General features: G+C 37.2%; 14 protein-coding genes and 3 pseudogenes. 10 read left to right on the top strand and 7 right to left on the bottom strand.

All coding sequences use genetic code 11. The annotated features are described in order from the left end of the window. Window positions 1-114 precede the first annotated feature (114 nt). Window positions 115-310 (bottom strand): annotated as a pseudogene (locus tag HMPREF1514_RS09510) (IS3 family transposase); the annotation flags it as partial. 309 nt (window positions 311-619) lie between these two features. Here HMPREF1514_RS09510 and HMPREF1514_RS07525 point away from each other — a divergent pair. Further along, window positions 620-1,204 (top strand): annotated as a pseudogene (locus tag HMPREF1514_RS07525) (transposase); the annotation flags it as partial. 82 nt (window positions 1,205-1,286) lie between these two features. Here the strand turns inward: HMPREF1514_RS07525 and HMPREF1514_RS07530 are convergent. After that, window positions 1,287-2,378: a hypothetical protein gene (locus HMPREF1514_RS07530; RefSeq protein WP_037598446.1), complete on the bottom strand. Its 1,092-nt coding sequence runs from the start codon at window positions 2,376-2,378 to the stop codon at window positions 1,287-1,289. A 179-nt stretch (window positions 2,379-2,557) separates the two neighbouring features. Here HMPREF1514_RS07530 and HMPREF1514_RS09515 point away from each other — a divergent pair. Continuing rightward, a pseudogene (locus HMPREF1514_RS09515) lies at window positions 2,558-2,632 on the top strand (IS3 family transposase); the annotation flags it as partial. Window positions 2,633-2,689: 57 nt separating this feature from the next. On the opposite strand, the gene HMPREF1514_RS07535 reads toward HMPREF1514_RS09515, so the two are convergent. From HMPREF1514_RS07535 to HMPREF1514_RS07550, 4 genes are all read right to left on the bottom strand, one after another. Continuing rightward, the gene (locus HMPREF1514_RS07535) at window positions 2,690-3,394 is read right to left on the bottom strand and encodes a sugar phosphate nucleotidyltransferase (protein WP_003071385.1); all 705 of its coding nucleotides are present in this window, start codon (window positions 3,392-3,394) and stop codon (window positions 2,690-2,692) included. A gap of 35 nt (window positions 3,395-3,429) precedes the next feature. Further along, window positions 3,430-4,353, bottom strand: coding sequence for a DMT family transporter (locus HMPREF1514_RS07540; RefSeq protein WP_003071380.1), 924 nt, complete (start codon window positions 4,351-4,353; stop codon window positions 3,430-3,432). Next, window positions 4,337-6,211, bottom strand: a complete 1,875-nt coding sequence (locus HMPREF1514_RS07545) for a winged helix-turn-helix transcriptional regulator (RefSeq protein WP_037598449.1) — start codon at window positions 6,209-6,211, stop codon at window positions 4,337-4,339. Before HMPREF1514_RS07545 ends, HMPREF1514_RS07540 begins: the two co-directional genes overlap by 17 nt. A 214-nt stretch (window positions 6,212-6,425) precedes the next feature. Beyond that, window positions 6,426-6,950, bottom strand: a complete 525-nt coding sequence (locus tag HMPREF1514_RS07550; protein ID WP_037598504.1) for a histidine phosphatase family protein — start codon at window positions 6,948-6,950, stop codon at window positions 6,426-6,428. 168 nt (window positions 6,951-7,118) lie between these two features. Between HMPREF1514_RS07550 and HMPREF1514_RS07555 the strand changes: the two genes are divergently transcribed. The 3 genes from HMPREF1514_RS07555 to HMPREF1514_RS07565 all read left to right on the top strand — a co-directional run bounded on the left by HMPREF1514_RS07555 (window position 7,119) and on the right by HMPREF1514_RS07565 (window position 11,462). Continuing rightward, window positions 7,119-9,644: a YSIRK signal domain/LPXTG anchor domain surface protein gene (locus HMPREF1514_RS07555; protein WP_037598450.1), complete on the top strand. Its 2,526-nt coding sequence runs from the start codon at window positions 7,119-7,121 to the stop codon at window positions 9,642-9,644. 98 nt (window positions 9,645-9,742) lie between these two features. Continuing rightward, entirely contained in the window at window positions 9,743-10,429 is a 687-nt protein-coding gene (locus HMPREF1514_RS07560) for a response regulator transcription factor (protein ID WP_003071364.1), read from the top strand. A 1-nt stretch (window position 10,430) separates the two neighbouring features. Next, a complete protein-coding gene (locus HMPREF1514_RS07565) occupies window positions 10,431-11,462 on the top strand; it encodes a sensor histidine kinase (protein ID WP_003071363.1) in 1,032 nt (343 codons plus the stop codon). A gap of 61 nt (window positions 11,463-11,523) precedes the next feature. On the opposite strand, the gene HMPREF1514_RS07570 is transcribed toward HMPREF1514_RS07565, so the two are convergent. Then, entirely contained in the window at window positions 11,524-12,279 is a 756-nt protein-coding gene (locus tag HMPREF1514_RS07570; RefSeq protein WP_003034801.1) for a MurR/RpiR family transcriptional regulator, read from the bottom strand. Window positions 12,280-12,441: 162 nt separating this feature from the next. On the opposite strand from HMPREF1514_RS07570, the gene HMPREF1514_RS07575 reads away from it, so the two are divergent. From HMPREF1514_RS07575 to HMPREF1514_RS07595, 5 genes are all read left to right on the top strand, one after another. Then, window positions 12,442-14,136 (top strand): PTS transporter subunit EIIC, encoded by a 1,695-nt coding sequence (locus tag HMPREF1514_RS07575; RefSeq protein ID WP_003071360.1) that lies wholly within the window; start codon window positions 12,442-12,444, stop codon window positions 14,134-14,136. A gap of 2 nt (window positions 14,137-14,138) precedes the next feature. After that, on the top strand, window positions 14,139-14,921 hold the full coding sequence (locus HMPREF1514_RS07580) for a Cof-type HAD-IIB family hydrolase (RefSeq protein ID WP_037598454.1): 783 nt from the start codon (window positions 14,139-14,141) through the stop codon (window positions 14,919-14,921). Window positions 14,922-15,000: 79 nt separating this feature from the next. Then, a complete protein-coding gene (gene polA / locus HMPREF1514_RS07585; RefSeq protein WP_037598457.1) occupies window positions 15,001-17,646 on the top strand; it encodes a DNA polymerase I in 2,646 nt (881 codons plus the stop codon). 172 nt (window positions 17,647-17,818) lie between these two features. Next, window positions 17,819-18,256 (top strand): CoA-binding protein, encoded by a 438-nt coding sequence (locus HMPREF1514_RS07590; protein ID WP_037598458.1) that lies wholly within the window; start codon window positions 17,819-17,821, stop codon window positions 18,254-18,256. Continuing rightward, window positions 18,257-18,751, top strand: coding sequence for a kinase (locus HMPREF1514_RS07595; RefSeq protein WP_037598462.1), 495 nt, complete (start codon window positions 18,257-18,259; stop codon window positions 18,749-18,751). The last annotated feature ends 26 nt before the right edge of the window (window positions 18,752-18,777 follow it).

Consider the following 18,777-nt stretch of genomic DNA (forward strand, 5'->3'; position numbering starts at 1 on the left):
AAATTAAAAACGACTGAGGAACTATCCTCCTTTCAAATCATGGATAAATGAATGCCCTTTTACCTAAGAACATTATGATAAAACTGTCTGTGGGATTGCCAATTTTGGTTACTCTGAGGTATACAGATGATAGGCAAGAATTTCACTGTTAAAGCTATCCAAGATTGGTGAGAAATATAACTTTTGATGACTTGCTGAAGTGGAGAACTCAGTGACATCTGTATAATATTGCTCGTAGGAGCTTGAAGCTTTCAATTGGATTATCAGCTTTCTTTCCAATCTCACCTTGGTAAGAAGAGCATTTTCGTTTACCAATGAATGTGCGTTTTAATTTTTTGATTCTTATCTTCCACATGTGATTGTTATCAGGTGATAATAGTAAGTCAAACAAGTAAATTTAGTGATACTAAGAAGTATATTTAGGCTCTATAATTTCTATAGTGGTTAGATCCACTGTAGAGATTATAGAGCTTTTTGAGTGCACATAAAAAGTCTCATAAGAATTATAATGAAAGCACCACACAATACGCTAGAAAGCTGCTCGTGAAACTTATTAAGAATACCACAGAATTAATCGGAATTAAAGACTCTAATATGACTATTTCATTCGTTTTTGAAAAAAATACTCACATTGAGATTCAAGAAAAACTGGATTATCCAGCATCTAGGTCGGACATTCTTGAAGACATGCATTGCCATCATGAATCAGTATGACAAAAAATCATTGTCTTATCGATCCCTAAAGAATTACTAGCGACTCTTTCAAAAGGACAGTCGAAAACTATCACACAATACCTTCTATTCAGGGACTTCTCGTCAAACCTTGTCGCCATACGAATTTATTAAGAAAACACTAGGATTCTCAAACGAGATCACCAATTACTATAATCTCTATCAACTTTTGCTTTTTCACTTTCAAGAGAAGAGGGTGGCTGAGTTTTTTGAGCTAATCCATAACAACTTATCTGTCATCAATTCTTATTTTCAGATTGTTTTTAAAACCTTTCTTAAGCATAAACAATACATCACAAACGCACTAGAATCAGATTATTTGAACTCCAAACTTGAAGTTACAAACAAGCTTATTAAAGATATCAAGTGTTAGGGGTTCGGCTTTAGAAATTTTTTAAACTTTAAGAAGCCTGTTTTCATCATGCTAAACATTAAAAAAGAAAAGACCAATATGGTCCTTTCTCGATGTTAGCTTTTCCTCACCCACCACAGTTGATAAAGAGCCTAAAGCTAACGATTTGGGGGTTATGATTTAAAGCGAATTTATGATTCAATTAAGACTTTTTAGAATAATTAGGAACCCATTTACCGTCAGCTCCTACATAGTATTTTCCGTTGTCAACCCAAGAGTTTCTCGCCATTTTTCCATCTTGCCCGACCCAATAGGTATTGTTAATCCATTGGTTTTTCGCTAGAGTGCCATCAGCTTTGTAGTAGAACCAATCACCTTTGGCATCCTGTCCCCAACTATTCTTTTTTCCTTGAATATTGAAAACGAGTTTGACAGTAGTATTTTCAGTAACTTTATTTTTTTTCGGTAATCTTAGTGTAATTGGAATAGTGTAGTTTCCCACTTTTTTAGGAGAGCCGGTTATTTTGGTTGTTTGATCACTGTCAGGTTTAGTAACTGTCAATCCTGTGGGTAACTGTTTTCGAACTTGTTCCCAGTCAATTTGAACATCTTTTCCATAACCTATATAGACTGAGAAGTCTTTCCCATGCTTAATATTGAAAACTTTTTGTTGATTTTCCTTTAAAATAGAAAGGGGTTCTATAAGATTACCATCCTTGATTAATAGAGTAGGTTTTTTATTAAGATAGGTATCATAGGCGGCATCGTCTGGAGAGACTATGGTTTTGCCACTTACTTCTTTCCCCGTTTTATCAGTATAATAATAGTGAGGAGTTGTTGTAGGGGTAGTGTAACTCACTTCTTGATATTTTGTACCGTCCTTATTTGTTTTTATTTCGATTTTATAAGGGGTACGCTCACTATCTCCGATATTTAGACCACCTAGATCAGTAAGAAAAAAGTGAAAATCTTTAGTTCCTGCATCATATCCATAAGAGCGTATCAATTTTTTGGATAGGATATCATCTTTCATATTTTTTAAAATTTCAGAGATATAATTTTGCTCTAATTCTCCTTTGAATTTTGTTCTATAAGTAAATAAAGGCTTTCCAGACTTAACTTCATCTTCTGTTTTCCAAACTTTGATAGTGATATCTTTATTTATATTGTTCTGTTTATGTTGTACCAACTCTGCAGTATTTGGAGATGTGATTGCTGATGCAGGAGTTGCTGACATTAAAAATGCCAAACTGACTCCACCAATAATAAGTGTAGCTTTTTTCATTTTAGACATAGTAATATTTCCTTTAAATTTATAATATAATTTATTATATCATGTGTTTCAATTTGTTTTTTGTATTTCTTGTAAGTTATATGTAAAAATTATATTTAACTAAGAAGAGAATTTTTAATCAAATTTATAGTTGTTTGGTAAAGAGGATGCGTTTAGATGATGACTATTATTTTAAGGCTGATTCTTACAATCACAAGCGAATCAAAACAAAATTAAAAGGATTGAGTCCTGTTCAATACAAAACCAAATCCTTTCAACAATTATTTTGGAGTCAGCACACAGTTTTCTGCTTCTTTTTCTGTAAGAATTCGTTATTTATCACTTTGATATTGGGAGTATCCTAATACATTATGTAGATGTTGCAAGTCTTCTAGACTATCAATTTCAAAAATACTGTTATGGGAAATAGATTGGATTTTAACGTTTAAGTTAGGGAGCTGATCTAGAACGATATTATCCCAATAAATATCTGCATAATTTCCTAACTCAAATTTTTTTTCAATTGCTTCTTGTAATAAAGCACCATCTGTAGAATTCCAATAGGAAACTCCGCACATAATAGGTCCTTCTCCATCTTCAATAGTGATATCTGTCACAAAAGAATCACTATTGGTGTGAAGAACCCATTCTTGCTTAAAATTTGTTTTATAAGCAGAAAAATAAGTAGAAGTTTCTAGATTGTTTGACAAAAAATTATCAACTAAATAATTATCGGCATCAATAACATAAGTATTTGATAGATACTGTTTGACTAAATACATTGTATAAAAATTGTTATAAATAGCATATTTGTCATTATGTACTAAAGTTACTTGATATTTATCTTTTAAAAATTCAAATTTTTCGGCTAAGTGACCTGTAACAATAATAATTTCATCTATGCCTTTTTCTCGTAAGAAATGGATTTGTCGTTCAATCAAGGTTTCGTTTCCTATCTTGATTAAAGATTTGGGAGTCGTTAGAGTAATTGGTCGGAGACGAGTTCCCATGCCAGCAGCTAAAATAATAGCTCTCATAATAACCTACTTTCTGATTTATACAATGTTATGGTTCACTCTTTTGAGATGAAAAGAGTACCGATGATAATCATGATACTACATAAAATCAACTTTATGTCAAAATGTCCACCAATTAGTAAGATACTAAAAATAATAGCCCAGATGGAGTAGGTGACATTCATTCCTGTTGCTTTGACGGGTCCGATTGTATCAATAGCTTGATAGTAGAAAAGGTAGGATGTAGTACCGATAAGCGCTAAAGCGATGATAGCAAAAGTAATAGGACGACTTAATACGCTGTAAAAATTAAACAAAGCATGTCCTTCAAAAATGATAAAGAAAAAGTAAACGATACTGGATACCCATTGCCGTATGAAAAGTGCTTCTTTTGGAGTAATATCATCTTTCATACCATAGGCGCAAATAACGCTTTCTGATGCCCAACCGCCAGCACAAATACAGGCCGCGATGAAACCCCAAACTGCTTGTTCATTTAAAGAGTTAAGCTGAGAATATCCTAATATACTGATAGCTAGTACAGATAGAAGCAGTCCTATCCACCCTTTTTTTGTTAGATAATCCTTTAAAAATAGAGCTCCTAAAACGGCAGCTACAACTGGATATAGAGCGGAGATACTTGCAGTATATCCAGCTCCAATTGTATCAATGGCATATAAATAAGCACGCATGCCAATAGGACCGCCAAATAAAGCAGCAAACATTACAAATAAAGCACTTTTGAGTTTGAATTTTGAAATAGTCGTTCGTAGTTCACCTTTTATACCCTGCAAAAGTGTTAAATATAAAGCAGAAAATAGATCATGGAAAAAAGCTAGAAGTAACGATGCAGCCACTAAACGTTTGTCAACCAATGAAAATGGAACGGCGAGTAACACCCATCCATTAAAGGCTGTATCTGCTCCCCATAGTAGTCCCGATAATAAACCACTGAAAATTCCTTTACGATAAGAGTTCATGATAATCCTCTCTTTTTTCTTGATACAAGGTCATATTTTTCCAAGCGCGCTCCAGACGGTCTTTTCCATAACTACCAAAGTTATCACCTCTACTTTCTTTAAAAATTGTCCAAGCTGACCAGACAAAATCAGAACAAATTTTATAAGCAAGAACTTTTAATTCAATCAGTGGAGGAAGTTCTTTGGTTTGATAGTAAGTTTCTAGTAACTGTTGCTCCTGAGCATTTGTAAAATTACATTCAATACTATGGTTCGCTAAGTCCCATACAGGGTCATTCATTCCAGAGTATTCCCAGTCAATTAAAAAAGTTTTTCCTTGATTATCTTTAACAAAATTTTCTGGTACAGTATCAATATGGCATGGTTTTTTTTCAATTCCCATTTTTAATAAATCTTTTTCCAAGGATAAAACGAGAGGTCGTAAGACCTGGTATCCTTCATAATAAGTGGCAGCCATTTCATCTGCTAAATGCTCATATTTTTCAATTTCTCTAAATACATTAAATTCATTACTGAACTCTAAACCAGAATGATGTAGTTTTCTCAGTAAATTAGTTGTTAATTCCATATTTTTAGGATAAGCCGCTGTTACTGGATTCAGTGTTTCTGCACCTGTGATAAATTGACTAATTTTAGTTCCTGTTTCAGCATCAAAATAAGTTGTCTCGACATCAAGTCCCAAAATTTGAGCAATGATGCTGTTTTCTTTTTCAGCTGTACGATCAATAAAGCGATCAGTCCCATTTCCAGCAATTCGGACGATAAAGGATTGTCCATTTAGAATGACCTTATAATTTTTATTGGTCATGCCACCGGCACTTTCTAATAAATCAATATCTTTATCTGTAACATCTAGTTTATCTTTTATGAACGTGCGAACAGTGTCAATTTCTAATCGTTTTTCTTTTTGAAGAATGCGTGGGTAAATGATTTGTGTGACAGATTTTATCTGTGATTGATCATCAATTTCTCCCCAGATAAAATCATCTACGCGGACATATCCTAAACGATAATCTCTAGCAACATCCATCATGATATACTCATAATTAACAAGAGGATTTTCATTTTTTGAAAAAATAGTTAACATTTTTTCAAAAAAAGGAAAAGAGAATTTAGACATTCCAATCATCTCTCCATCAATATGATTAAATTGATGGATATCTTTGCTTATCTTGGAAATTTGTTCTCCTTGAATTTCAACCATAGCTTCATCATAATTTTCTCGGACACTAGTAATTAAAATACTGCTAGTATCGTTAGAATGAAGAAGTCGTGTCAAGCCACGTTCTTCAAATACTAGATCTCCCTCAATCAGTAAAAAATCATCATTTATAAAGGATTTTGCTTTTGCTAAAGAGGCCATTGTTCCGGTCGTTTTAAATTGTTGATTAACAACTATGTGTATCTGAGGATATTTTTTTTCAATCGGAATTAGCATTTCTTTGGCAAAACCTACAACTAATACGATATTGGTAATACCTGATGAAATCAATAATTGAATACTTCTATCTAAAATGGTTTCATTATCTAGAGGTAGTAATCCAACAGGAATATTAATTTCTTGTGCTTGTCCAGCTAATAGGATGACAGCATTCGTGATAACTTTTTTATCATTGCTCAATGAAATTTTTTTTTGCTGTTCTTCTCTTAAGAAACGTTCCAATAGCTGTAAGCCAGCTTCAGTCAAATGATAAATATTCTTTTTTCTCTTTTCGATTAACAGGTAGTTTTCTTCTTCTAATAATTTAAGGATATTGTTAATTTTTCCCAGAGAAATATTAGTTTTATCTGATATTTCTCGTTGAGACAAGTATCTATTTTGATTGAGTTCGTATAAAACAGTAAACAAGTCATTCATGGCGCACTCCTTTGTTCATTTTTTGAACAATTATATTGTAATCTTATTTTAAACTTTTGTCAATACTTTTATTAATTTGAAAAAAATATACCAGAAAGCAGTGGTGAAAGAATATATTTGTAAAATAAAAATTCTTAAATCCTTTTTATCTGATTTAAGAATTTCACTAGTAAAAACATGTAATTATTTATAGAAAATAAAATAGGCTTAAATTTCATTGCAAGTAAATTTTATCATCCTTCAATACTAAAACAGCCGGCATAGGCAGTTGTTTCCAAAAGTTATAATTGATGGTATCATCAAAATAGTTAAGTAGGATACAAACCATATTTCCGTGTGAGCTAATGATAATGTGTTCGTTTTGATGCAGTTTTTCTAAGTCTTGTAGAAAAGATAGGGCTCGTTTTTGAGCTGTGAGATTGGATTCACCGCCCGGTAGAGAAATAGCAGGATTTTTCCAAAGCTGTTTCAGAGTAGCTTCAAATGCTTGGTCGGAAATACTTTGACTGCTTAATTTTCGTTCAATCAGGCGTTTGTCCAGCTGAATAGAAAGTCCCAATGTTTGAGCCAAAGGCTCAACGGTTTCAATTGCCCGCTTGTAGGGGCTGGAATAAATAGCAGAAATAGGTTTGCTTTCTAACATGTTTAATTGCGAAAGAGAAGCTTGTCCTTTTTGTGATAAAGGACGATTCCTATAAATAGAATGTGCATGGCGGATTAAGTAATATGTGTTTTTCATAAATAATATTGTATCAAAAAAGAAATGTTGTTGATAGTTCATCATTTTTTTAACATAATGAAATAATAACTCCTATTTAAGAAAAATTTTAACTTTTCCTTACGGATGGTTAATAGGGGCTTGGTATACTTTAGTCAACCATTAAAAATAAATTAAAGGAGTAATAATATGGTTGCCAAAAATCATCGTCCAAATCATGAAAGATATACCAAATGGTCTATTCGCCGCCTGAGTGTGGGTGTAGCTTCGGTTGTTGTGACAAGCGGATTCTTTATTCTCATTAGTAATCCTGTAAATGCACAAGTTGGTTCGCAAAACAAGGTGGTGACAACAACCCCTTCAAATAGTTCGACAGATTTGCAAAAGCCGATAGTGGATGCTAATACAAAGCAAACTGAAAAAGCAACGCCAGATACAACGAAGCCTTCACAAGAATTAGCTGGAAAAACAAATCAAGCACCAGATAAGAAAGTTCAAGAAAAGCAAGAAGTTACAAAAGAAAACAAGGTTGGCAAAACGATTGCAGAGGCTGCTAAGGAAATTCAAAAAGCAACTGAAAAAGTAGTAAAAGAAGCTACTTCAAAAGAAGAGAAGGATTCTTCATTGGATCAAGCGAAAAAATCAGTTTTAGATAATATTAAAAGTAATATCAATGTTCCTGCCTCTTACCTTGATAATGCTACTTATCCAGGACCTTTTACAGCAGGTGTGAACCAAGTAATTCCGTATGAACTTTTTGGTGGAGATGGGATGTTAACACGTCTTCTACTCAAATCCTCAAATGGAGCACCATGGTCAGATAATGGCACAGCAAATCATGCAGGCTTGCCTCCTTTTGCTAACATTCCGAAGGGTAAGTATTTTTATCAGGTATCACTTGGAGGAAATGCAGCAGGCAAGCAAAATAAAGAATTGTTGGATCAATTGAAAGCGAACGGTACACAAAGTTACACCGCTACCGTAACAGTTTATGGTTCAAAAGATGGTAAAGTTGACTTGAGCAATGTGATTGCGACTCGTCAAGTGACGATTAACCTTAATAGTTTGAAATCTAAAGCAGATCCTTCATTAGAGCAAGCGAAGAAATCTATTTCAGAAAATATTAAAGAAAGTACGGATGTCCCAGCGTCCTTCTTACAAAATGCGAACCATCCTGGTCCATTTACAGCTGGTGTGAATGAAGTGATTCCGTATGAACTTTTTGGTGGAGATGGGATGCTAACGCGTCTTCTACTCAAATCATCAAATGGAGCGCCATGGTCAGATAATGGCACAGCAAATCATGCAGGCTTGCTTCCGTTTGCAGGCATTCCAAAGGGCAAATATTTCTACCAAGTTTCATTGGACGGTAATGCAGCAGGCAAACAAGGTAGGGCGCTTTTAGACCAACTGAAGGCCAACGGCACTCATACTTACACTGCGACTGTTAAGGTTTACGGTGCAACCAAAGATGGCAAGGCTGATTTGAACAATGTGATTGCGACTCGTCAAGTAAAATTGAACTTAAATGGCACAACAACAGCGGACCAAATTAAGAAATCCGTCTTAGAAAACATTAAAGAAAGTACAGATGTTCCAGCGTCCTTCTTACAGAATGCGAACCATCCTGGACCATTTACAGCTGGTGTGAATGAAGTGATTCCGTATGAACTCTTTGGTGGAGATGGCATGTTGACTCGTCTTCTGCTCAAATCATCAAACGGAGCACCATGGTCAGATAATGGCACAGCGAATCATCCAGGCTTGTTGCCACTAGCAGGCTTAGGCAAAGGCCAATATTTCTACCAAGTTTCATTGGACGGTAATGCTGCAGGCAAACAAGGCAAAGCACTTTTAGATCAACTAAAAGCCAACGGAACTCATACTTATACTGCAACTGTTAAAGTTTACGGTGCAAAAGATGGCAAGGCTGATTTGAACAATGTAATTGCGACTCGTCAAGTAAAATTGAACTTAAATGGCACAACAACAGCAGATCAAATCAAGAAATCTGTTTTAGAAAATATCAAAGATAAGATTGATGTTCCAGCAAGCTACTTGAAAAATGCAGTCTTTCCTGGACCATTTACAGCCGGTGTCAATCAAGTGATTCCGTATGAACTCTTTGGTGGTGATGGCATGTTGACTCGTCTTCTGCTCAAATCATCAAACGGAGCACCATGGTCAGATAATGGCACAGCTAAGCATCCAGGTCTATTGCCACTGGCGGGCTTAGGCAAAGGCCAATATTTCTACCAAGTTTCATTGGACGGTAATGCTGCAGGTAAACAAGACAAAGCTCTGTTAGAACAGTTAAAAGCCAATGGAACACATTCGTATAAAGCAACTGTTACAGTCTATGGTGCAAAAGATGGCAAAGCTGACTTAAGCAATGTCATTGCAACCAAATCTGTCACAATTAACCTAAAAGGTGAAAAGAAAGCAGAAGCTAAGCCAGAAAAATCACAACCAGGTCAAAATAGTCAAACACAAGACCAGGGCAAAAAAGCAGAACATGATGGAAACGAGCATTCAAATAAAGGCGGAACACCTTCTGCGACATCTTCAAAAGGTGGACAAGCTAGAGCAAGTAAAAAATCGCTTCCTAATACAGGTCAAAAATCTTCTCTTGGTTTGACAGTTCTAGGGCTTCTTGGATTAAGCTCAGCAGCTATTCTAGCACTTGTCGGAATGAAACGCAGAGAAAAGAAATAAGCCTCGCACTTTGTGAGCGATAATGCTTGAATCAAGTATAGGAATAGTGTTATACTTTTTCATGGTATAACACTATTTTTCACAGTAGAGGTAAGGATATGACAAAGAGAATTTTGTTAGTAGATGATGAAGTAGAGATTACCGAGATTAACAAGCGTTATTTAACACAGGCAGGTTATGAAGTCAATGTGGCGCATGATGGACAAGAAGCTTTAGAGTTGTTTCAGAAATATTCAATTGATTTGATAATTACAGATATTATGATGCCTAATATGGATGGCTATGATCTGATTGGGGAAGTACAATATCTTGCTCCAGACCAGCCTTTCCTTTTTATCACGGCTAAAACATCTGAGCCAGATAAGATTTATTCTCTCAGTATGGGTGCGGATGATTTTATTACAAAGCCTTTTAGTCCGCGGGAATTGGTTTTACGAGTCAATAATATCCTACGTCGCATTCACCGTAGTGCGGGAGCAGATGAAAAACTCCAACTAGGAGATTTAGAGATAAATTATGAAACACGCAAAGTGACAGTTCACGGACAACCATTGATAATGACCCTTAAATCGTTTGAACTACTATGGATTCTTGCTAGTAATCCTCAGCGTGTATTTTCAAAGACAGAATTATACGAAAAAGTTTGGCGAGAAGATTTTGTGGATGACACCAATACGCTAAACGTACACATTCATGCTCTGCGGCAGGATTTAGCTAAGTTCAGTACTGAAAAAACGCCCACGATTAAGACCGTCTGGGGCTTAGGGTATAAGATAGAGGTTTAAAATGAAATTAAAACACTTTATTATTGTGGGATACCTCATTTCCACAACGATCACGGTTGTTGCAATCATCTGGTCTGTCAACACCATGCTGATTTCAAAAAGTGATATTTATTTTATTATTGGTATTAGCATTCTAGCTAGTATTACAGGGGCATTGGTTAGCCTTTTGCTGTTGAGCCGTGTCTTTCTCTCTTTGGATAAATTAAAACAGCTCATAAAAGGAATTTCTGACAAGAAGTTTGCAACAGTAAATGATATAAAAAATCCAACTGAATTTAAAGAGCTGGCAGATGCCTTTAATAATATGTCAAGAAACTTGCAAAGTACCTTTACTTCGTTGGAAGAAAGTGAGAAGGAAAAGGGTTTGATGATTGCACAACTATCGCATGATATCAAGACTCCTTTAACTTCCATTCAGGCAAGCGTGGAAGGAATGCTAGACGGTGTGATTGCGGCAGATGAGCAGCGACATTATCTAAAAACCATCAGTCGCCAGACTGATCGCTTGAATAAACTAGTGGAAGAATTGAGTTTCATTACCCTGAATACAATGAATCAGCCAAATGCGCCGCTTGAAAAAGAAGAGATTTTTCTGGATAAGCTACTGATTGATATTATGTCAGAATTTCAGCTGGCCATTGATAAAGAGGAGAGAGATATTCAAATTTCTGTGCAGCCAGCATCGGCAAAGATCATTAGCAACTATGACAAGTTATCACGAATTATTCTCAATCTTGTCAGCAATGCCTTTAAGTATTCAGAGGCAGGAACAAAGTTAAGTATTGATGCAGTTGTCGAAAGTCAGCGTTTGACTGTCAGTGTTACGGATGAAGGACAGGGCATCAAACCAGAAGATTTAGACAAGATTTTCAGGCGCCTTTATCGAGTGGAAAGCTCGCGCAATATGAAAACAGGCGGGCACGGTCTAGGGCTCTATATCGCGCGTGAATTGGCACGCCAATTGGGTGGTGATATTTTCGTGCAAAGTGAGTATGGACAAGGTAGTAGTTTTTCGCTTGTATTAGATTTATAAAATGAAAGTGAGATAGACTAGAAAAATGAACATTTCCGGTTTATCTCACTCTTTGTTTTTATTAGTTTGTTTGTTGCTCAGCTAGAATGACTTCAAAGAGAAGATTTCCAACTAAATTGAACATTAAACGCGAACGCAATTTTTCGCGTTTTTTTGGTGCATCATAGACAAAAATCATGTGATCGCTGATTTTAGCGAGAAGATGGTTTCCTAAAGTGGTGATTGTAAGAACAGTTGCCCCTTGTTCTTTTGCCTGTAAGATACTGTGGTTGACGTCTTTATTGCTGCCACCGAGTGAAAAGACGATAATCACATCTTTTGGTGTAGCAATGTCTTTAATCCGGTCAATGCTGTATTGCTCAAAGTAATCATTGGACCAAATATTGATAAGTTTGAGTTTTCGGTTAAAATCGCTCATAGGCATGTAACTAGATCCTACTCCGATGCAGAAGATCCTTCTAGCTGAAAGAATTTTAGCCGCAAAAATCTGAAAATCTTGTTCAGACAAGATGGATACGGTGTGTTCAAATTCGACTTGTACCTGTTCTTTTAATTGCTCAAAAGAAGTTCGTTCAGACTTGGCTTGCTCTTTTTTTAGTTCTTTTGATAAGCGTAAATCATAGCGTAATTCATTATAAGTTTGATAGCCTAATTTTTTACAAGCACGAATGACAGTGGAAGAGGAAATAAAAAGTTCGTTTGCAATGGTCTTTAATGTGATTGTCTCTACTTCTTTCTGACGCATGAGGTAGTCAATGACTTCCTGCTCATTTACAGACAATCGATCATAGTGTTGTTTTAAATTTTTTAGAAACATAAAGCCTCTTTTCTAAAACCTTGTTTTTAGAAAAACGTTTTCTACTTAGTAAAATTTTACCGAAATAGTCAAAATTATGCAAGATAGAAACTTCTTTCTAAAAAAACGTTTTCACGTTTATTTTTGTTAAAATGAAAACAGAAAAATACAAGGAGCAAAAAAATGAAAGAGAAGAATAAATTTATCTCTGCCTTTGAGCAATTTGGACGCTCATTCTTACTCCCTGTTTCGGTACTGCCCGGTGCAGGGATTATTCAAGGTATTGGTACAGCTTTTACCAATGAAAACACACTCAAGATGTTCCCATTTTTGAACAATGCAGTTTTTCAATTTGTCATGAAATTTTTCATTGCGCTTGGTGGTACAGCTTTTAGCAACTTGCCTGTTATTTTTGCAGTCGGAGTTTCAGTTGGTCTTGCAAAACGGGAAAAAGGGTCGGCAGCTTTATCTGGTTTGTTAGGTTTTCTTGTTTTGCACAATGTTTTGAATTTCTTGTTGAAAATCAGTGGAAGGCTAGTCAATACTGCTAACTTATCAAGCGGTGCAGCCAAACTTGCCCTATCAAATGCCATGCAGACAAAGGTTCTAGGGATTCAAACCATGGACCTCAGTGTGTTTGGAGGGATTATCGTTGGGGTTTCTGTCTACTTCATTCACAAGTGGGCTGTGAAACAAGAATTGCCAACTATGATTGGTTTCTTCAGTGGACCTCGTTTCGTACCAATTGTAACTATGGTGGCGATGTCCTTTGTAGCCGTTGCAATCTTCTTTATTTGGCCGACTATTCAAGCAGGCATTAGCGCAGTGTCTATCCTCGTTTTGAAGTCAGGTCCGATTGGTACTTTCTTATATGGATTGATTGAGCGGGCTCTCTTGCCGTTTGGTTTGCACCATGGTCTCAACTGGCCGGTCCGTACGACAGAGCTTGGTGGCTCATGGACAATTGGTGGGAACCATGTCGTCGGTACGGTCAATGCCTACCTTGCTTCTTTAGCGGATTCTTCGATCAAGTCTATTGACCCATCTATTACGCGTTTCAATGGTGGTAAATTTGTTTACTTCATGTTCGGTCTTTCTGGGGCTGCTTATGCTATGTACAAGACTGCTTCTCCAGAAAAACGTAAAGTAGCAGGTTCCCTTCTCTTTGCAGCAGCCGGAACTTCATTCTTGACTGGTATTACAGAGCCAATCGAATTTACTTTCCTTTTTGTGGCACCAATGCTTTACGCTGTGCACGCTGTTTTGGCAGGTTCTGCTTTGTTTGTTATGCACATGCTGGGTGCTGGTGTAGCAACTCCTACTGGACATGGTTTCATTAACCTTGTAATCTATGGTGTGTTGCAAGGACCTAAAACGCACTGGTGGCTCGTTTTCTTAGTAGGTATCCCTTATTTCTTCCTTTATTACTATGTCTTTAAATTTATGATTTTGAAATTCAACTTTAAGACTCCAGGTCGAGAAGATACGGATGAAGTCAAGTTGGCAAGTAAGCAAGAAGCGCGTGGTAAATATGGCTTGAAGATTCAAAATGTCGGTCAAGCAGCTCCACAGGATACAGCACCTACTCCAGAAAAATCTGAAGGGAAAGAACTTAGCAAGCAAGAAAAAACGCACCAACAGGCTCTCGGTTTGATTGCAGCCCACGGTGGTCCGGAAAATATTGTTGATGTCAATGCTTGTATCACTCGTTTGCGGATTGATGTCAAGGACAAATCATTAGTGGATAAGGATACGATTGTCAACCAATATGAAGCGCTTGGTTTTGCTGAAAATGGCATGCAAATGCAATCTATCTATGGCGCTTATGCCAATGTTCTCAAAATGGAAATCCAAGACATTCTAGGTTTAGAGGAATAGCCATGGCACATAAGATTTTATGTGTAACAGATTTAGACGGAACTTTTGTGAAAAATTCTGTTGATGTTAATTCAGTAGACTGGCAAGCTTATCAAAAGTTGACACGTTACAGTGACTTCGCTATTGCTACGGGTCGTTCTGTCAAGGAAATCAACTACATTACGCAACGTAATCAGCTTCATTTAAGCTATGCAATCGGCTTTAATGGCGCCATGATTGCTGAAAATGGGAATATATTATTTTCTCAAAAGTTGGCATCAATAGATGTACAGGCCTTGTTAGACTACCTCAAAAAAGAAAAACTCGTTTTTGATGCACTTGATGGCGAAGAGAGAATTGGCAACTTTGACCATGAGGACAATCGGCGTTTGTGGAATATGCCCATTCTTTGTTTGGAAAATCCTTATGATCTGGTTCGGCAACGTCAGATTTACAAGTTTAACATTCGTCCAGAAGCAGCGAAAACGTCTGTCTATGTAAAAGAATTAAAAAAACATTTTCCCCACTTAGAAGTCTATCAATCAGGGAGCACTCGCATAGAAGTGACTGCGAAAGATGTTTCAAAAGGTAGTGGTTTACAGCTTTTGAAAAAGCATTATCAACTAGTTGTGGCATTTGGCGACTCTGGGAATGACATCTCGATGTTTGAAAAATCCGATATTTCCTATTGTATGACACATGCCCCTGCCCCTGTCCAGGCAGCTGCTTCCTATGTTGTCGACAGCTTTGCAGATGCTATCAAGCATTTGGAGAAGTTATTGTATCAAAATAGTATAAAGGCTTAAGAAGATTCTCTTAGGCTTTTTAGATATTGCTATTATTCTTAATCAGAAAATTTCTTTGGTTTCATGGTATAATAAGTCTATGGAAAATAAGAATAAATTACTATTGATTGACGGCTCGTCCGTTGCTTTTCGTGCTTTTTTTGCACTGTATAATCAAATTGACCGTTTTAAGAGTCCGTCTGGGCTTCACACTAATGCCATTTACGGCTTTCATCTTATGTTGAATCACTTGATAGAACGTGTACAGCCGACTCATATCTTGGTGGCATTTGATGCGGGGAAGACCACCTTTCGGACAGAGATGTATGCTGATTACAAGGGCGGTCGGGCTAAAACGCCAGAGGAATTTCGTGAACAGCTGCCTTTTATTCGCGAAATGCTAGATAAGTTGGGTATTCGCTATTATGATTTGGATCAGTATGAGGCGGATGACATTATCGGAACTTTGGATAAAATGGCTGAAAACACAGCTGTTCCCTACGATGTGACAATCGTAAGCGGAGATAAGGATCTAATCCAGCTGACCGATGACAATACAATTGTGGAAATTTCCAAAAAGGGTGTGGCTGAGTTCGAGGAATTTACGCCAGCCTACCTCATGGAAAAAATGGGAATTACGCCAACCCAGTTCATTGATCTCAAAGCTCTTATGGGTGATTCTTCGGACAATATCCCTGGTGTGACGAAAATCGGCGAGAAAACGGGACTCAAGCTTCTCTTGGAATACGGCTCTCTGGAAGGCATTTATGACAACATTGACCAAATGAAGCAGTCTAAGATGAAGGAAAATCTCATTAAGGATAAGGAAATAGCTTTCTTGTCTAGAAAGCTTGTCACTATTGACACTCAAGCTCCGATTGAAATCGGTTTAGAAGATATTCTCTATCAAGGATCAGATATTAAACAACTAGGTAGATTCTATGATGAAATGGGCTTTAAACAATTTAAGCAAGCGCTAGAAGCAGAGATAGATCCAGAGGAAACGACTGACATTACTTTTGAAGAAGTGACGGAAGTTTGTCCAGAAATGCTCAGTGCAGACGGTTTTTTCTACTTTGAAATGTTGGGGGACAATTACCACATAGACGAGATGGTTGGCTTTGCTTGGGGAAATTCACAGCAGATTTATGCCAGTCAGGACATCAGTCTTTTGCAGCAGCCGGTTTTCAAAGAATTTCTGGAAAATACAGCCTTGAAGGTTTATGACTTTAAACGCTCTAAAGTCTTACTCAGTCGCTTAGGCATTGAGCTTTCGCAACCAGCGTTTGATAGTCGTTTAGCTAAGTACCTTCTTTCGACCGTTGATAACAATGAAATTGCAACGATTGCTAATCTTTATGGCAAGACTAGACTCGTTGAAGATGAAGTGGTTTATGGAAAAGGAGCTAAGCGGGCATTGCCTGAAAAAGCTATTTTATTGAGCCATCTAGCCAAAAAAGTCACAGTTCTCGTTGAAACGGAAAAGCCTATGACGAACTTGCTACGTCAGCACGATCAATTTAATCTCCTGTACGAAATGGAGCAACCGCTAGCTTTTGTCCTTGCTAAGATGGAAATTGCTGGTATCAAGGTAGAGCGCGAAACATTGCAAACGATGCAGACTGAAAATGAGGAAGTTTTAGCTCGACTAACTCAGGAAATTTATGACTTAGCAGGGGAAGAGTTTAATATCAATTCACCTAAACAGTTGGGAGGTATTCTCTTTGAAAAACTGGGTCTGCCAACATCTTTCACTAAGAAAACCAAAACGGGCTACTCTACGGCAGTAGATGTATTGGAACGTTTGGCACCGATTGCACCGATTGTGGAGAATATTTTGGACTATCGGCAAATTGCTAAAATTCAATCAACCTATGTTATGGGGCTACAGGATTGGATTTTAGCAGACGGAAAGATTCATACTCGCTATCTTCAAGATTTGACCCAGACAGGAAGACTATCTAGTGTGGATCCCAATCTGCAAAATATTCCAATTCGTTTGGAGCAAGGACGCTTAATTCGGAAAGCTTTTGTGCCGGAGTGGAAGGATAGTGTCTTGCTCAGTTCCGACTACTCACAAATTGAGCTGCGCGTTTTGGCGCATATTTCGGGTGATGAACATTTAATTGAAGCATTCAGACATGGAGCTGATATTCACACTTCGACAGCTATGCGGGTTTTTGGTATTGAAAAGCCAGAGGATGTGACACCAAATGATCGTCGTAATGCTAAAGCTGTCAACTTTGGTGTTGTTTATGGGATTTCTGATTTTGGACTTGCCAACAATCTGGGGATTAGCCGTAAAGAAGCTAAATCTTATATTGATACTTATTTTGAACGCTATCCTGGAATTAAGAATTATATGGAAAATGTGGTACGAGAGGCTCGAGATAAAGGCTATGTAGAAACTCTCTTCCACCGTCGTCGGGAGATTCCAGATATTAATTCTCGTAATTTCAATGTCCGAGGATTTGCAGAACGAACAGCAATCAATTCGCCTATTCAGGGCAGTGCAGCTGATATTCTCAAAATTGCTATGATTCGGCTGGATCAAGCTCTGACAGATGGGAATTTTAAAACTAGGATGTTGCTGCAAGTTCATGACGAAATTGTGCTGGAAGTACCTGAAAACGAACTGACCGCTATCAAAACGCTGGTCAAAGACATCATGGAATCTGCCATTGAACTTGTTGTACCCTTGAAAGCGGACGAAAGTGCTGGCAAGACCTGGTATGAAGCGAAGTAGAATCAAAAGTCCCCCAAAGAGCTATATCATTCTGATTTTTTAGCTGTGTTCAGTTCAGATCAGAAATTTTCAAGGCAAATGCAAATACATCAACTTTATAAAATATTTGTGTTTCTGGTTCAAAAAGGGACGGTATGGCTCGTTATACATGAAAGATTACGGAGAAAATTTTATGACCTATCATTTCCAAAATCCCAGCGATGGGGTTATCAAACAGTATTTAAAAAATAGCAAGGTGATTGCGGTTGTTGGCTTGTCGGATCGTGAGGAGGCAACTAGCTATCGTGTATCCAAAGAGATGCAAGAGAGAGGCTATCGGATTATTCCGATTAATCCACGAGCAGCTGGTAGGAAAATTCTAGGCGAGACTGTGTATGCCAGTCTAAAGGACATTCCTTTTTCTATTGACATTGTAGATATTTATCGTCGCAGTGAATTTCTGCCAGATGTGGCGCGTGATTTTCTGGAAGCAGATGCTACAATTTTCTGGGCGCAGTTGGGTTTGGAAAATGAAGAGGCGGAGCAGATTCTGCGGGCAGCTGGTCGGGATGATATTATCATGGATCGCTGTATCAAACGGGAACATACACGTCTGATTTTAGGAGAATAAATGGCAACATTGGTGATTATCAGAGGTAATTCTGGTTCAGGAAAAACGAGTTTGGCAAAGAAATTGCAAGAATACTATGGTCGAAAGACGCTGCTCATCTCACAAGATATCGTTCGTCGTGATATGCTGAAAGAAAAGGTCAAGCCGGGCAATCTATCAATCTCTTTGACAGAAACGATCGCCCGCTATGGCTATGAGCGAGATTTGTTGGTTATCGTTGAAGGTTTTTATGAAACAGATATTTATGGGCAAATGCTAGAAAAATTGCATACTCTATTTTATCCAAAAGTTCTGTCTTACTATTATGATTTAACGTTTGAAGAGACAGTTCGCCGTCACCAAACGAGGAACAAGAAAGCAGACTTTAGTCCAGCTGATATGAAACGTTGGTGGAAAGAATGTGATTTCTTGGGTTGGGAGGAAGCGATATTTACAGATCAGGTTTCGCTGGAAGATGCTTTTCAAAAAATTTCTAAAAATATCAATTTGTTATAAAAAATTAAGGTTGATTTAAGCTAACT

This window comes from Streptococcus sp. AS20 (genome assembly GCF_000524255.1).
Taxonomy (GTDB): Bacteria; Bacillota; Bacilli; order Lactobacillales; family Streptococcaceae; genus Streptococcus; species Streptococcus constellatus.

What these genes read in the sequence shown, in the direction of transcription:
- HMPREF1514_RS07575 (WP_003071360.1), top strand. Translation starts at nt 12,442, where the DNA reads ATGAAAGAGAAGAATAAATTTATCTCTGCCTTTGAGCAATTTGGACGC.
- HMPREF1514_RS07590 (WP_037598458.1), top strand. Translation starts at nt 17,819, where the DNA reads ATGACCTATCATTTCCAAAATCCCAGCGATGGGGTTATCAAACAGTAT.
- HMPREF1514_RS07530 (WP_037598446.1), bottom strand. Translation starts at nt 2,378, where the DNA reads ATGTCTAAAATGAAAAAAGCTACACTTATTATTGGTGGAGTCAGTTTG.
- HMPREF1514_RS07550 (WP_037598504.1), bottom strand. Translation starts at nt 6,950, where the DNA reads ATGAAAAACACATATTACTTAATCCGCCATGCACATTCTATTTATAGG.
- HMPREF1514_RS07555 (WP_037598450.1), top strand. Translation starts at nt 7,119, where the DNA reads ATGGTTGCCAAAAATCATCGTCCAAATCATGAAAGATATACCAAATGG.
- HMPREF1514_RS07535 (WP_003071385.1), bottom strand. Translation starts at nt 3,394, where the DNA reads ATGAGAGCTATTATTTTAGCTGCTGGCATGGGAACTCGTCTCCGACCA.
- HMPREF1514_RS07540 (WP_003071380.1), bottom strand. Translation starts at nt 4,353, where the DNA reads ATGAACTCTTATCGTAAAGGAATTTTCAGTGGTTTATTATCGGGACTA.
- HMPREF1514_RS07545 (WP_037598449.1), bottom strand. Translation starts at nt 6,211, where the DNA reads ATGAATGACTTGTTTACTGTTTTATACGAACTCAATCAAAATAGATAC.
- HMPREF1514_RS07580 (WP_037598454.1), top strand. Translation starts at nt 14,139, where the DNA reads ATGGCACATAAGATTTTATGTGTAACAGATTTAGACGGAACTTTTGTG.
- polA (WP_037598457.1), top strand. Translation starts at nt 15,001, where the DNA reads ATGGAAAATAAGAATAAATTACTATTGATTGACGGCTCGTCCGTTGCT.
- HMPREF1514_RS07560 (WP_003071364.1), top strand. Translation starts at nt 9,743, where the DNA reads ATGACAAAGAGAATTTTGTTAGTAGATGATGAAGTAGAGATTACCGAG.
- HMPREF1514_RS07595 (WP_037598462.1), top strand. Translation starts at nt 18,257, where the DNA reads ATGGCAACATTGGTGATTATCAGAGGTAATTCTGGTTCAGGAAAAACG.
- HMPREF1514_RS07565 (WP_003071363.1), top strand. Translation starts at nt 10,431, where the DNA reads ATGAAATTAAAACACTTTATTATTGTGGGATACCTCATTTCCACAACG.
- HMPREF1514_RS07570 (WP_003034801.1), bottom strand. Translation starts at nt 12,279, where the DNA reads ATGTTTCTAAAAAATTTAAAACAACACTATGATCGATTGTCTGTAAAT.